At 72.3% G+C, this 13,372-nt stretch carries 11 protein-coding genes; 6 read left to right on the top strand and 5 right to left on the bottom strand.

Annotated features, from left to right (window positions below):
- Positions 1 to 15 precede the first annotated feature (15 nt).
- Complete coding sequence (locus AB0O21_RS06930; protein WP_365167169.1) at positions 16 to 1,038, top strand: alkylmercury lyase family protein; 1,023 nt, start codon at positions 16 to 18, stop codon at positions 1,036 to 1,038.
- Positions 1,039 to 1,050: 12 nt separating this feature from the next.
- Here AB0O21_RS06930 and AB0O21_RS06925 read toward each other — a convergent pair whose 3' ends face one another.
- From AB0O21_RS06925 to AB0O21_RS06910, 4 genes are all read right to left on the bottom strand, one after another.
- A complete protein-coding gene (locus tag AB0O21_RS06925; protein ID WP_365167166.1) occupies positions 1,051 to 2,448 on the bottom strand; it encodes an amino acid permease in 1,398 nt (465 codons plus the stop codon).
- Positions 2,449 to 2,717: 269 nt separating this feature from the next.
- Positions 2,718 to 3,239, bottom strand: coding sequence for a hypothetical protein (locus tag AB0O21_RS06920; RefSeq protein WP_365167164.1), 522 nt, complete (start codon positions 3,237 to 3,239; stop codon positions 2,718 to 2,720).
- Entirely contained in the window at positions 3,236 to 3,754 is a 519-nt protein-coding gene (locus tag AB0O21_RS06915; protein WP_365167161.1) for a universal stress protein, read from the bottom strand. Before AB0O21_RS06915 ends, AB0O21_RS06920 begins: the two co-directional genes overlap by 4 nt.
- 158 nt (positions 3,755 to 3,912) lie before the next feature.
- The gene (locus tag AB0O21_RS06910; RefSeq protein ID WP_365167159.1) at positions 3,913 to 5,103 is read right to left on the bottom strand and encodes a cytochrome P450; all 1,191 of its coding nucleotides are present in this window, start codon (positions 5,101 to 5,103) and stop codon (positions 3,913 to 3,915) included.
- 266 nt (positions 5,104 to 5,369) lie between these two features.
- On the opposite strand from AB0O21_RS06910, the gene AB0O21_RS06905 reads away from it, so the two are divergent.
- The 3 genes from AB0O21_RS06905 (at position 5,370) to AB0O21_RS06895 (ending at position 7,296) form a co-directional block, all read left to right on the top strand.
- Complete coding sequence (locus tag AB0O21_RS06905; RefSeq protein ID WP_365167157.1) at positions 5,370 to 5,828, top strand: PH domain-containing protein; 459 nt, start codon at positions 5,370 to 5,372, stop codon at positions 5,826 to 5,828.
- 155 nt (positions 5,829 to 5,983) lie between these two features.
- The gene (locus AB0O21_RS06900; RefSeq protein WP_365167155.1) at positions 5,984 to 6,331 is read left to right on the top strand and encodes a GntR family transcriptional regulator; all 348 of its coding nucleotides are present in this window, start codon (positions 5,984 to 5,986) and stop codon (positions 6,329 to 6,331) included.
- Positions 6,328 to 7,296, top strand: a complete 969-nt coding sequence (locus AB0O21_RS06895) for a DUF1648 domain-containing protein (protein WP_365167153.1) — start codon at positions 6,328 to 6,330, stop codon at positions 7,294 to 7,296. Before AB0O21_RS06900 ends, AB0O21_RS06895 begins: the two co-directional genes overlap by 4 nt.
- A gap of 96 nt (positions 7,297 to 7,392) precedes the next feature.
- Here the strand turns inward: AB0O21_RS06895 and AB0O21_RS06890 are convergent, their stop codons facing one another.
- The gene (locus AB0O21_RS06890; RefSeq protein ID WP_365167151.1) at positions 7,393 to 11,313 is read right to left on the bottom strand and encodes a CHAT domain-containing protein; all 3,921 of its coding nucleotides are present in this window, start codon (positions 11,311 to 11,313) and stop codon (positions 7,393 to 7,395) included.
- A gap of 98 nt (positions 11,314 to 11,411) precedes the next feature.
- On the opposite strand from AB0O21_RS06890, the gene AB0O21_RS06885 reads away from it, so the two are divergent.
- Complete coding sequence (locus AB0O21_RS06885) at positions 11,412 to 11,765, top strand: CATRA system-associated protein (protein ID WP_365167149.1); 354 nt, start codon at positions 11,412 to 11,414, stop codon at positions 11,763 to 11,765.
- A complete protein-coding gene (locus AB0O21_RS06880) occupies positions 11,749 to 13,251 on the top strand; it encodes a CATRA conflict system CASPASE/TPR repeat-associated protein (protein WP_365167147.1) in 1,503 nt (500 codons plus the stop codon). Before AB0O21_RS06885 ends, AB0O21_RS06880 begins: the two co-directional genes overlap by 17 nt.
- Positions 13,252 to 13,372: the final 121 nt, after the last annotated feature.

The raw sequence follows: 13,372 nt of genomic DNA, 5'->3' as shown, positions 1-13,372 counted from the left end.
GAAGGTCTAGCGTCGGTGGTGAGGGAGAGGTACGAGGAAGCGGAGGACGAGCGGATGCGGATCACGGTGCTGACAGTGGCGGACTGCCCCCACGCCCAGCCGGCCCTGGAGGGGGTGGTTGCCGCGCTGGACGGCCGGGAGGCGGAGGTGGAGCTGGTCGAGGTCCGCGATGAGGCCGAGGCCGCCCGGCTGGGCATGTACGGGTCGCCGACCATCCTCATCGACGGCACCGATCCGTTCGTGCCGCCGGGGGCGGTGCCGAGCCTGTCGTGCCGCCTGTACCGGGACGCCGACGGCGCCGTGTCCGGGGTGCCGGAACTGGCCGCCCTGCGCCGGGTCCTGGCCGGGGCGGCGGTGCAAGGACAGGGAGCGGGTGAGCCGGACTGCTGCACGCCGCCCCCGGACGCCCTGGATGTCGTCGGCCGGGCGGGCCGTGGGCGCCGCGCGCCCGCCGAGCGGGCCCTGCGGGCGGTGCACCAGCAGGTACTGCGGCACTTCGCGGCCACCGGAACAGCACCCGATGCGGAGGCGCTTCGGGGGGCGGCGGCCGGGGCCGGCCGGAGCGCCGCCGAGGTGCTGGCCGAGCTCGCCGCAGAGGACTTCCTGACCCTGGACGAGACCGGCAGGATCCGCGCCGCCTACCCGTTCTCGGCCACCCCCACCCGCCACCGGGTCCGCCTCGCGGACGGGACGGCGGTGTGGTCGATGTGCGCGATCGACGCCCTCGGCGTCACCGCCATGCTGAACGAGGACGTCCTGATCTCGTCCGCCGACCCGGTGACCGGCGATCCCGTCACCGTCACCTGCGCCGCGGGGGCCATGCGCTGGGAACCGCCGAGTGCGGTGGTGCTGGTCGGACAGCGCCCCGAAGGCGGGCCCGCAGCCACCGCATGCTGCGACGCCGTGAACTTCTTCACCGACGTGCACAACGCCCGCAGCTGGATCCGGCAGCACCCGGACGTACCCAGCCGCGTGCTCGACCAGCCGACCGCCGAGTACGTCGCCGGCCAGACCTTCGGCCCGCTGCTCCTTCCGTGAGCGCCCGGCCGCTCAGCCCGCCTCGGCGCGGGCCTCTACGTCCTCGATCCCGGACGGGCGGCCGGCCCGGACCCAGCGAAGGTAGAAGACTCCGGCAATGAGCAGAGTGGCGGCCAGCGAGAGGATCGGCCAGCCGCGGAGCAGGTTCACCACGAGGGTGAAGGCCACCGCGGTGGCGGCCAGGGCGTTGACCCAGGCGAGGACGGGCTTGGACTCGGCGCGGGCCATCCGGGCCATGGCCAGGAGGCCGACGAGGAAGCTGACGAAGACGGCGACCGCGTAGAAGAGGACGAGTTCCTGCTCCTCGCCTGCCGCGGCCACGATGATCACGGCGGCGGCCGCCAGGTAGACCACCGCGGACCAGTAGGGGGTGTGGTGCCGGTTGACCCGGCCGAGGAACGACGGCAGCACACCTGGCCGGTCCGCCGTCCCGGCCAAGGCCTTCAGCAAGCCGGGCCCGGCCTGGAAGGAGGAGCTCGCGGCGGCCAGGAGCAGCAGGGAGCTGGTGAGCTGGAAGGCCCCGTAGAGCCGGCCGGAGCCCACGGCGGCCTGGGCGATGTCCGCGATCTGCGTGGAGTCCTGGCCGGGAATGCCGATGTGCAGGCGTACGGCGAGCGCGGTCAGGCCCAGTGTCAGGCCGCCGACGATCACCAGCAGCAGGGCGAGCGTGCCGCGGCCGAACCGGCGGCGGTGGGTGACGTCGAGCTGGCCGAGCTGCGCGATCGCGGTGGACGGGGCCTCGATACCGGTGGCCAGGGCCATCGCCACGGGGAAGGCGAGCACCACGGCGATGGCCGCCGACCGGCCCGGGTCAGACGCGGCGGGCGCCGTACCCGCCCCCTGCGGGGCGACGAAGCCGTGGACGAGGACCGCGACGGACACCAGCACGAACAGCACGGTCATCACGGCGAACAGCAGACGCCCGCCGTGGCCGAACCACGTCAGCCCCGCCACCACCAGCAGCAGGAGCAGCGCCAGGGGGATCCGCCAGGCCGCCACAGAGGGGAAGAGGGCGATCAGGGCGCTGGCGGCGGCCGCGATGGAGATCCCGATGGTGAGCACGAAGTCGACGACGAGCGCGCCGATCGGTACGAAGGTCCAGCGCGGCCCGAAGGCCCGTCCGGCGGCGGCTGCCGCGCCCCCGCCCTTGGGGAAGCGGCGTACGAGCTGCCAGTAGTTCGCGGTGACGACCACGACCAGCCCCACCACCAGCGACATGGTCGGCAGCAGCAGGGCGAGGTCCCCGTGCAGGGCCCGCAGGGCCGCCTCGATGGCGTACGCGACGGACGAGACGGGGTCGGCGATCACGGCGAAGGCGAACGCGAAGAACAGCACCGAGCGGCGCGGTCCGCGAGGGGAGGCGGGGCCGGGCAGGGGAGCGGGCGCGGCAGGCTGTTGTTCGGCCGTCACGAGGGTGCCTTTCGGGCGAGAGCCAGGCGCATGGACAGGCCCGTGCGTACCCGACCGCCGACCGGACTTCCCGGCACACCAGGCGTCAAGAATACGTCAGCAGTACGTCAAGGCGTAGCCGAAATGCGGTGCCCGCCAGGCCATTTGCCATGCCTGGCGCAGCTCGGTCGTCCAAGCGCGGGCCGTCGCGCTGGTCAATGCCATCGAAGCGGGTCGGCAGCAACCGCAGCGCAGCACGCGGGCTGAGCCCCGGAGAACCCGGTGAGCGATCAGGGCATGCCAGAGGCGCGGAAGACGGTCCGGGCGGTCTCGGCGTCGATCAGGCGGCAGAGCCGCTGGAGGGGCCGGCTCCCCTCGCGCAGGGTGCCTCGGCTGAGGCTCGTACGGATGTCCTGGTCGAGGAGGTGCCACAGTGGCGGGTTCGCGGCGAGGACGCGCGGGTCGATCTCGGCGTGGTTGCCGTCGAGGTCGCGCAGGATCAGCCGCTGGGCGACGCCGTCGTGCCAGGCGACCGAGGCGAGCCGGTCGGTGTGGACCGTGCGGCGGCGGAACAGGCCGCGGGCGGTGAGCAGGCCGGGAACGGCGGACACCTTGGTGGGCCAGAGGATCACGAAGAGGAGGAAGCCCAGGCCGACCCACAGGGCAGCGCGCCGGCCGCTGAGGGCGCCTGACATGCCGTCGACTCCCAGGAGCAGGACCGGAAAGGTCGCGGCCACCGCCACCGCCGCGCGGGCGTCTTCGGCCCACCGGGTGTCGGCAACCCGAGCCGGCTGCCGGGTCGTCGTCGTCACGACGCGAGCTCGCGGAGGTCCAGCGGGAGCCGCCACAGGTTTCGGCGGTGGACGGAGTCCAGCTCGGCCTGGAGCGGCGAGGGCGGGACGGTCAGTACGGGGCAGGGCGCGTGGGACTGGCAGTAGCGGGCCACGGAAGGGCGCAGCCGCCGTACGAGAGAGCGGGAGCCCGTGCCGACGACGATCAGGTCGTCGGCATCCCGGGCGGCGTCCACGAGTGCGGCACCCGGGGTGCCCCGTACGGTGAGGCCCGCGAGGGTGACTCCCGGCCGCACCGTGCCGAACGCCGTGTCCAGGGCGGCGCGGAGCCGCTCGACCGCTGCCGCCCGGCACGATGCTGTGGGGAAGGCTCCGCCGCCGTGGCGCCCCAGGCGCGTGGCGCCGCCCGGGGCCTGCCAGGCGAGGACGACCCAGAGTTCGGCGTCGCGGAGCCGTGCCTCGGCGGCCGCCCGGTGCAGCGCTGTCAGGCTGCCCGGGCTGCCGCTGACTCCGGTGACCACCCGCTGATGTCGCACAGCCCCCACCACGCCCGCTCTCTCCGCCTCCGTGTCCCTATGAAAGGGGCACGGAGGCGGCTGGAGGCCGTTGTTGACGGCTTTCTGACGCCTGGTCCCACGACCCTTACGGGTCTCTGATGGCGGGGGGCCGCGAACTCACCCGCACCGGCTCGCGGTCACACGTCCCAGGTGACGGGGAGGCTCTTGACCCCGTAGATGTCCGCGGTCTCCGGGCGCACGGCCACGTCCTCGGCCGGTACGGCCAGGCGCAGCGTGGGGAAACGCTGGAGCAGAGCGGTGAACGCGACCCGCATCTCGACACGGGCCAGCTGCGCGCCCAGGCAGAGGTGGATGCCGTGGCCGAAGGCCAGGTGTCCGCCGTCCTGCCGGTTGAGGTTGAGCAGGTGGGGGTCGGCGTAGCGTTCGGGGTCGCGGTTGGCGGTGTTGTACGACAGGACGACGGTCGTGCCGGCCTTGATGGTCTGGCCCCCGACCTCGACGTCCTCCAGCGCCGTCCGCATGAAGGACTTGGCGACGCTCAGGTACCGCAGCAGCTCCTCGACGGCCTGGTCGATGAGCGCGGGATCGGCGCGCAGCGCGGCCAGTTGCTCCGGGTTCTCCAGCAGCGCGAAGGCCCCGAGGGACAGCATGTTCGCGGTGGTGTCGAACCCGGCCGCCAGCAGGATCAGGCTGATCCCCTTCAGCTCCTCATCCGTCAGGTCGCTGTCGGTGAGCTCGCTGAGCACGTCGTCGGTGGGGTTCGCGCGCTTGGCGACCACCAGCTGCGCGAGGTACTCCTGGGTCGCTGTGTAGGCGGCCATCAGCTCCTCGTCGCCGGTCTCCCCGTTCATGAACTTGTCGATCTGCTCCTGGAAGGAGGCCCGGTCCTCGTACGGCACCCCCAGCAGCTCACAGATGATGATGGTGGGTATGGGCTTGGCGAACGCGGTCACCAGGTCGGCCGTCGGCCCGGCCTTCTCCATGGCGTCCAGGCACTCCGTGGTGATCTGCTCGATCCGCTCGGTGAGCAGCCGCATGCGCCGCGCGGTGAACTTGCCCACCAGCGGCTTCCGGTAGCGGCTGTGCTCCGGGTCGTCCATGAGGAGGAACTCTCCGGGCGGCGCCGGAGGGAGCTCGAAGTCGACGACGTTCAGGAGGTCCCTGCGCGAGCTGAACCGCGGGTCGGCCAGGACCGACCTGACCAGGTCGTATCCGGTGATCATCCAGCCGGGCTTCCCGCCGGGGTGGGTGTAGTGGCTGATGGGTCCGTGGCTGCGGGCTTCGGTCAGCTCGGCCGGCGGGTCGAAGGGGCAGCCGGGCTGACGCTCCGTCGGCAGTGTCGTGACGGTGTGGACAGATTCACTCATGGCCGTTCCTCATCTTCCGACGTTACGTGTTCGGTGCCTTTCGAAAGCTACGTTGCGTTCAGGATCACGTCAATGATCATTAGGCATAACTCCAGGTGGGCCAAGGTGAATTGATGCAATGGGCTGGGATTGAATGCAATGTCTCGTTGCAATGAATGGCGACGAAGGCAATGGTGGCGAAGGTCGGGGGGATCGCCGGCGCATCGCGGCCGAACTCGCGCAACGGACCTCTGTGTTGGTCGGGCGGTGTGGCTCAGAATGCGGGCATGGACAGCCAGGGTGGGGACTCGGTTTCGGTGTGGCGGGTGGGTGGGGCGGCTCGCGCGGCGGGCTGTGTGATTCCGGCTGTCGTGGGGGTGAAGGCGCTCATCGGTTGGGCCGTGTGGATTTCGTCTCCGGGAGCGGACGCGGCACGGTTGGCTGGGCTGTGGTCAGGGCTGACCGCCGGTGTTGCATTGTTCTTTTGGTGGGCGGTTCTCCGGGTCCGGCTCGAGGTCGGCCCTGACGGGATCGTGGCGGTCAACCCGTGGGGGACCCACCGCCTGGGGCTGGACGAGGTGGCTTCGGTGAAGCTTGGTTCCTGGGGTGCGGAGTTCCATCACGGAGACGGCTTCAAGACCACGGCATATGCGTTGAGCGAGCTGGCTGCGGGAACCTCGCAGGACCGGCGCTTCGCGGAGCTGTTGGCTGTTCTGGAGGCAGGCCCCACTTCCTTGCCGCGGTGACGCATCACGGAGACGGCCCTCAGGGACTGACCGGGCGTGGTGCGTGGGAGGTTCCGCCGCGGAGTGAATCGCACGGGCGGGCGCGCGCCGATCGTCCCGGTGGCCCGTTGAGACGCCCCCCTTATGAAGCCCATGGTGCTAGTCTCATTAGCACCATGCTGTTGAGACTGAACATCGCAGACAACCGCCCTCTGCACGAGCAGGTGGCGGGCGCGATCAGGCGTGCCATTGCCGAGGGCGAGTGCGGTCCGGGTGACCGGCTGCCCTCCGCGCGCGATCTCTCCCAGGCGTTGGGGGTGAACGTCAACACGGTTCTGCGCGGTCTTCGTGGACTGCGCGACGAGGGACTGCTGGAGTTCCGGCGCGGTCGCGGTGTGACCGTGGCCGAGGGGGCGGGGCAGCGGTCGACGATGCTCGATCGCGTGCGCGAACTGGTCGGCGATGCGGCGCATCTGGGCTACAGCAAGGCCGATCTCATAGAAATGATCAGGGAGTTGGCATGAGCGAGGGGACGGAGCGGAAGCTCGGAGTGCGGTGGGGTGTCGCGGCCTGGGCCGTGGCGGTCCTGGCCGCGCTCGTCGTGCTTCCCTGGACCGCGAGTGACCGGCTGCCGGATCGGCTGGCGACCCACTGGGGTGCCGGCTCCGGCGGACCGGACGGCTCGATGCCCCTGTGGGCGGCCGCGCTGTTCCCAGCGGCGCTCTGGCTGGTCCTCGTACTGCTGGTCGTCGTGCTTGCGCGGCGGAGTGGCGGGGCGGGGCCGGCAGCCGTTCTCCTGCCGGGCGGTGTCCTCCTCGCCGGTGCGCAGGCAGCCATCGTCCGGGCGAACCTGGATCACGCGGACTGGCAGCAGGCCGATTCCGTGACTCCATGGGCCGTGGCGACGCTCGGCGCGGCGGCCTCGGCGGGGCTGCTCGGCTGGGCGGTGACCCGTCGAGGTCCGGCTGCCGCATCTCCCGTGCCTGCGAGCGGTCCGAGCATGGAGATTCCGGCGGGCGAGAAGTTCGTGTGGCTCTCCCGTACGACGAACCCGTGGCTTGCCTGGACCGGGGCCCTGGCCGGGCTGGCCGCGCTCGCTGCGGCACTCGTCGCGGTGAGCGGACTGGTCGAGGTCCCGTGGGCGGCCGTCGCACCGTTCGCCGCGGTCTCCGTCCTGGTCTTCGCTTGCGCCTCCGTGCAGGCGCGCGTCACCGAGAGTGGGCTGGACGTCGCCTTCGGCCCGCTCGGCTGGCCGGTACGGCGCTGGCCCGCGCAGGACATCGAATCGGCGCGCACCGAAAGCCGTACTCCCGCTCAGGTGGGGGGCTGGGGGTACCGGCTGAGCGGCCTCGGGACGACGGTGATGCTCCGCGGCGGCGAATGCCTGGTCATCCGTCCCCGCGGGGGCGGCGAATTCGCGGTGAGCGTCGACGACGCCGAGCGCGGCGCCGCCCTGCTGAACGCCCTGGGTACGCGGCGCACACGCTGAGCCGTCAGCCACGGCCCGCGGCAGATGCAGCGCGGGCGCCGGCCTCCGTACGGTGCGCGGGTCCTTCTCCGGCCGCGCCCTCGCGACGACCGGGGGTCAGGGGCCGGTGTGCAGGTACGGGGCCCACAGAGCGGGCGAGTCCGGTCGGGAGCGGCGCAGGTTCCGGATCGCGGTGTGCAGAGCGGCCGCGGCGGGGAGGAGGCCGTCGGGGTCCTGCGGGCTGTCGGCGAGGGTTTCGTAGAACGCGCGAGCGACCTGAGGGGCGCGCAGGTCGCTGATCGACCACTGGGTCGCGATCACGTGGCGGTATCCCGCGAGGTGGAGGCCTCCCGCCAGGTGCGCGAACTCATCGGCCAGGGAGGCGACCCCGCCCGCCGTCTCGCAGGCGGAGAGGAATGCCAGCTCCGCCGCCTCCAGTTGCAGTGCCGTCACCTCGCGCAGAGTGATCACGTGGTCCGTGCAGTGCAGCGCGCCACCGGCGAGGGAGTACGAGGAGCCGTGGCCCGCGAAATGCAGCCAGGTGTGGGACGGAAGGCACGCGAGGACCGTGTCGCGGGTCGCCTGGGGGCCGATCACGGCCGTCATGCCGGTGAACCGCTCGCGCAGGGCGCCGATTTCCGGGACCGCGTGACGCAGTTCCGTCATGCCGTCCGCGTTCGGCACGGCCACGCCCAGCATCTGCGGCGGGGTGCCGGCCGGGCGTCGGCCCGCCTCCAGGAGGGAGCGCAGGGTCGGGGCGTACGAGCAGACGGCGCGGTCGAGGAGGTTCGTCCGGGCCGGGGGAGAGCCGTCGCCGCCGGGTGCAGGGCAGAGGCCCGCGGCGTGCAGCGGGAGCATGGTCAGTGAGCCGGTGGGACACCACCACAGCCGGGGCGGCACGTCGTCCTTCGGGTGGGCGGGCCAGGCGAGTGCGACCAGGACGGGTTCGGCGATGTCGTTCCACAGGGCGGCGAGCAGGGACCGCAGGGCGTCGTTCCGCTGATGCGGAGTGGTTTCCTCCGGGCCGCGGAACGTGGTGATGAGGTCGCGGGTCCAGCTGTTGACGACGGGGCGGGAGATCCGTTCGAGGCGGACGAGCAGGGGCGCGTCGGCCTCGGCCGTCACCACCAGGGCATCGCTGCGGTGACGGCCGATGTTGACGATGACGACCGGGCCGCCCCGCGCGGCCCCGCGCAGCCCGGCGTAGGGGCGGGGACGCAGAAAGTCCGGGACCAGGAGCCGCGCCCGTTCCAGCAGGCGGTCCCATGTGGCTGCCGCGTCCCGTCGGCGCTGGGCCTCGACCGCCACCTGGTGGGCCGAGAGGTTCCGTGCCATCCCGTCGGCGCCCTCCGTGACCGCGTTGTCGAGCCTGCGCCGGACGTCGTCGAGGTCCCGGGCCAGTTCCGGGGCCAGATCGCGGAGCTGGTCCAGGCCGGTACGGGCGTCCAGGGCCTGGGCGAGGAGGACGCCGCGCCCCTGTTCGAGGAGCTCCACCGCGTGCGCGAGGCGGCCCGTCTCGATGGCGACGGCCGCGGCGTCCGAGGCGAGGCCGTTCGTGATGGACAGGAAGTGCTCGCGGTCCGTGCGCTCCAGGCCGTGCCAGGCGGCCTGGGGCAGCAGTTCGACGGCGTACGCGTAGCCGGCCAGTGCCTCCTCCCACTGTTTCTGCGCTGCGGCCACCGCCCCCCAGCTCTTCGCCGCGACGAGCCGGAGACGGACGATGCCGGTGGCCCGCGTGGCAGCCTCCCGGAAGATCTCGATCGCCTCGTCTGCCCGGCCCGCTCGTTGGAGGGCGTCCCCGAAGTGCAGCAGGCAGCCGTCGCGGCTCGTGCTGTCGGGAGGGCACAGGTCGACGGAGCGGCGGCCGACGTCGACGGCCTCGTCGAGGTCCTCCTGCCGGCCGAGCAGCACGTACCTGTCCGTCAGCATCTGGCACAGGTTGGACAGGAACTTCACCTGGTCGGAGTGGCCCGCTGATGTCGTGGCGATGGCCCGTCGGACGGAGCTGACCGCGGTTTCGAGGTCGTCCGGATTCCGGGAGCCGGTGAAGCGCTGATGGATGACGATGGCGAGGTTGGACAGGTTCATCGGCAGCCGGAGCGACTCTGGCGGGGTGGCTGCGACCGCGGCGCGGGCGTACCGAACGGCCTGCTCCAAGTCGTCCGGGCGACGGTGACGGCTGTGGGAGGTCTGCAGGGCGAGGCTGAGGTTCGCGAGGAGGCGGTCCTGGTACGGGTGGTCCGGCTGGAGCAGCTCCATGCCCTCGGCGCAGGCGGCGACCGAAGCCGTGAGGTCCGCGACGTCCCCGGAGTCGTGAAAGCGGGTCAGCAGGGAGGAGCCGAGACCGCTGAGGTACATCGCGCGGTGTGCTGTCGAGAGCAGGTCCGACTGCGAGGCCTCACGTTTGGCGTCGATGGCGCCGTTGAGGTCTTCGAGTCGGCCGCCGTGCTCGTAGCGCGAGTGGAGAGCGTTCCCCAGCCCGGTCACCATGGCTGCTTTCGTGCTGGGAGACGTCCCGCGGGCCCGCACGGCCTCCCGGGCGAGGGCGACCGCCGTGTCGAAATCGGAGCCGGTGCCGGTGTGCTGTCCGCGGGCCTGCAACACGGCCACGGCAATATGCGCGGCCAGAGTGCGGGGCAGCGTGTCGGGGGTTGCTTCCCGTACCGCCCGCAGGGACAGGGCAGCGGCTTCCTCGAGGTCGGTGCCGTTCCCACGGTCCTCGAAGCGGTGCAGCAGGGCCTCGCTCAATACGGTCCGCAGCAGGGCGGCCTCGTCGCTCCCGTTGGTGCTGAGGGAAAGGGCCCTTGTCAGCAGATCGACCGCCTCGTCCAGGGTCGCCGGGTCCGCCGTGTGCTCTTCGTACAGCGTCAAGAAGGCGGTTCCGCGCATGAACAGGGCTGCGGGGAGACCGGGGTCGTGGTCCTGGACAGTCCCGGCGGAGGCTTCCAGGTGCCGCAGGACGGAGTCGATGTCGCGGGGATCGGGGGCCCGTTGGTGGCGCTGCATCAGGCTGAGCAGGAGCAGATCGCGGATCTGGGCCTCCGCAGCGTCCTCCGTACCGTGGTGACCGGAGCGCAGGAGCTGCTCGCAGAGGGCGATCGCCTCGTCGAGGTCCGCCAGGTCGCCCGTCTCCTGACTGCGCAGGCGCAGAGCCGAGGCGAGGCACAGGACTTCGAGCACGGCCAGGGGGGCGTCCGGCCCGCCGTGCGCGACCGCCGTGCGGGCGGCTGCGACCACCTCGTCGAGGTCGGTGCCCACGGGGGTGCCGTTCGCCCGCGCCGCCTCGATCCGCAGCAGCAGTCCCTGGGCGAGCGATCCCCACGCCTGGGCGTGCACCGGCTGGCCCGAACGGGACAGCCGCAGGGCCGCGCGGGCCGACTCGATCGCCTCGTCGAGGCGGGCCGGGACCTGAGTCCACTCAAAGGTGCCCCGCAGCAGCTCGGCGAGATTGACGTGGGTGACGGCGGTCAGAGGGTGTCCCGGCGGCAGCGCGGCGAGGGCCTCGTGGGTGGCTCCGAGAGCTGCTTCACAGTCCTCGTAGGCCTGCATCCGCACCGCCTTGGCCGTGAGCATCTGGCTGAGGTTGGCCCGGCGGCCCGGCAGTCGCTCGTGGTCCGGCCGGGTCGCGGCGATGCTGCGGCGGGCCGCTGCGACGGCGGCCTCGATGTCGGCGATTCGGTGGCCGGTCTGGTAGCGCTGGGAGTAGGCGAGTGCGAGGTTGGACAGCTGCTCGTCGAGGAACGCATGACCGAGGGCCTCGCCCTCCGCCACCGCGGCGGCGCTCACCGCGACCGCCCGGTCGAGTGCGGAGGCGTCACCGGTCAGATCGAACCAGCCACGCAGTGACCGGCCCAGCTCGGTGAGGCAGACCGGCCTCTCGCCCGAGCCGGCCGGCAGGCTTTCGAGTGCGCGGGACCACTGGAGCAGGGAGGTCCGCAGTGCCTCGGGGTCGTGCAGACTCTGCCACCGCTCGAAGGCCGCCAGAGCGGCCTGGGCCGCCGCGCGCGCCTGCCGCAGGCGGCCCGGAGCATCAACCATGGACAACTCCCCGTTGTCGATGCGGCAGGTGTGTGATCCGTCTCAACTCTCCTATGATGGCACGCTGTTCGTGCTGCTGGACGTTGAAGGGGGAGCCCGTGAGCGACTGGTCGGACGCACGGGAGGACGCACGTTTCGTCCTCGCCGCCCTATCGCGCGGTTCCGTGGCCGAAGCCGGGGCATGGGCCGAGGCGCAGACCGTGCTGGTGGAGCTGGAGCAGGCGCTGGACGCCGAGGATCCGGACGGTCTGCGGCGTGCGGCGTCCAGGCTCGAAGACTGCGTCGCGGGCGAACGGATGCGGATGGTCGACGGGCAGGATCCGCGGACGCCTCCCCCGCCCGCGCTGGCGGAGCGCCTCGACCGGCTCGTCGACCGGATCCGGACCGCGGGCGAGCAGGACACCGCCGGGCCCGCCGGCCCCGGCCGGTCGACGGATGACGATGCCGCCTAACCGCTCCGAGGGCCGTGCCCTGATCGTCCATGCCTTCGCACACCTGAAGGGGGCCGCCACGGACGAGGGGAGTGGTGCCGCGTCCCTGAGACGGATGTGGTCCCAGCTGCACGACCGGCTCGGCCTGACGGACCCCGTCCCCGGTTACGGTTCCGCCGAACTCCCGGCCCTGGCGCCCCTCCTGCGATCCGGCCCGGCCTCCGGGGCCCGGCTGCTCGCGGCTCGTCAGTGCACGGGGCCGCACGCCGCGCAGGGCTTCGTCTCCGTGCGCCACGATGTCATCGGCGTCACCGTGGCGTTGTTCCCGTCCCAGGGCATGTCCTGGAACGCTCTGCGCACACGGTGGGACGCGGCCGTGACACCGCTGCCCGAGGAGATCGCACTCGGGCTGACCTTCGTCTACCGCGCCCTCGACAGCGGAAGTGCCGCGCGCAGGCCCGAGCGGCTGGCGGGACTGCTTGCGGACGCTCCCGTACCGGGACGCTTCGGCGGAGCCTGGCGGCGGGCCGCCGACGGGCACCTGGTGCTGTTGTCGCATGCCTCGGTTCCCGGGCCGCGCGAGGCCGTCGTGGTCGGGGAGGCGGCGGATGAGGACGCCTACGACTCGTGGCTCTGGCACGTCGCCACCAACGGGGCGGCGGCTCCGTTCGCCCGCTACCTGGAGGGCGCCGCCCGGATGCATCACCACACGGCGGTTCACCGGGACCGGCAGCACGATGTCCGGGAGCTGTGCCTACGCCTGTCGGGCGCCTCGGAACGGTTGGCCGGGATGTGCCGTGAGGTCCTCGCGGGCGGCTCGGGACCCGGCGAGCTGCTGACGGCCGAAGCCGAGCTCGCCTCCCTGTACGTCGGCGACCAGGGGCTCAGCCAGGCCCTGCGGGACCTCCGCGAGATGCGGAGCTCCGTGCGGATCACCCTCGACACGATGGCCGGTGTGCTGCCGCCGGATTCCGGCGGCGGATCCGGCGCCGATCACGAACTGGGGCGCGGTCTCGTCACGCTCCTGGACGACGACATCGCCCACGCGGAATCGGTCAAGCAGGAGGCGGACGAGATCTCCCGGACCACGGCCATGGTCGTCCAGCAGCGCCTGCACCTGCACCAGCAGCGGACGACCGTGGTCCAAGGGGCGGTGGTCGGATCCCTGCTCATGGCCCTGGCCGCCATCCAGGCGTTCGGCTACCGTCCGCCGCTGCCGGGCAGGCTCCACGCACCGCTGATCACCTGGTTGTCCGTGCTGGCCCTGCTGCTGCCGGTTCAGCTGCTGCGCTGGCGGCGTGCGGACGGCGGTCGTCGCCGGGTGAGCTGGTTCGACCGGGTGTCAGTGATCTCGCTGGGAGCCGCGAGCGGCTGGCTGGGCGCCTCCGTCGCGGCCTCCCTCCTGACGGGCGCCGCCGCACCGGCCCTGTTGAGCGGCGGATGCGCCCTACTGCTCGCACTGGCCGCGCTGCTCGCGGACCGGGCCTACGCCGCGCACTCCGTCTGAGAACGCCCGACCTGGGCCAGGGCGGTGCCTAGTGCTGTGGCCGGAAAGGTTTGCCGGGTCGCGGTGTCCGGTGCGGTGCATCGCAAGGCGGAGGGCCGCGGCTCGTACTGGACGTACTTGC

The organism is Streptomyces sp. NPDC091371, assembly GCF_040684275.1.
In the GTDB taxonomy this organism is placed as follows: domain Bacteria; phylum Actinomycetota; class Actinomycetes; order Streptomycetales; family Streptomycetaceae; genus Streptomyces.
Note: the sequence above shows the minus strand (reverse complement) of the source record. Positions and strands in the feature narration are given on the sequence as shown.

Excerpts from the sequence above, each read along its gene's own strand:
- AB0O21_RS06910 (WP_365167159.1), bottom strand. The coding sequence starts at position 5,103 with ATGAGTGAATCTGTCCACACCGTCACGACACTGCCGACGGAGCGTCAG.
- AB0O21_RS06905 (WP_365167157.1), top strand. The coding sequence starts at position 5,370 with ATGGACAGCCAGGGTGGGGACTCGGTTTCGGTGTGGCGGGTGGGTGGG.
- AB0O21_RS06900 (WP_365167155.1), top strand. The coding sequence starts at position 5,984 with ATGCTGTTGAGACTGAACATCGCAGACAACCGCCCTCTGCACGAGCAG.
- AB0O21_RS06895 (WP_365167153.1), top strand. The coding sequence starts at position 6,328 with ATGAGCGAGGGGACGGAGCGGAAGCTCGGAGTGCGGTGGGGTGTCGCG.
- AB0O21_RS06890 (WP_365167151.1), bottom strand. The coding sequence starts at position 11,313 with ATGGTTGATGCTCCGGGCCGCCTGCGGCAGGCGCGCGCGGCGGCCCAG.
- AB0O21_RS06880 (WP_365167147.1), top strand. The coding sequence starts at position 11,749 with ATGACGATGCCGCCTAACCGCTCCGAGGGCCGTGCCCTGATCGTCCAT.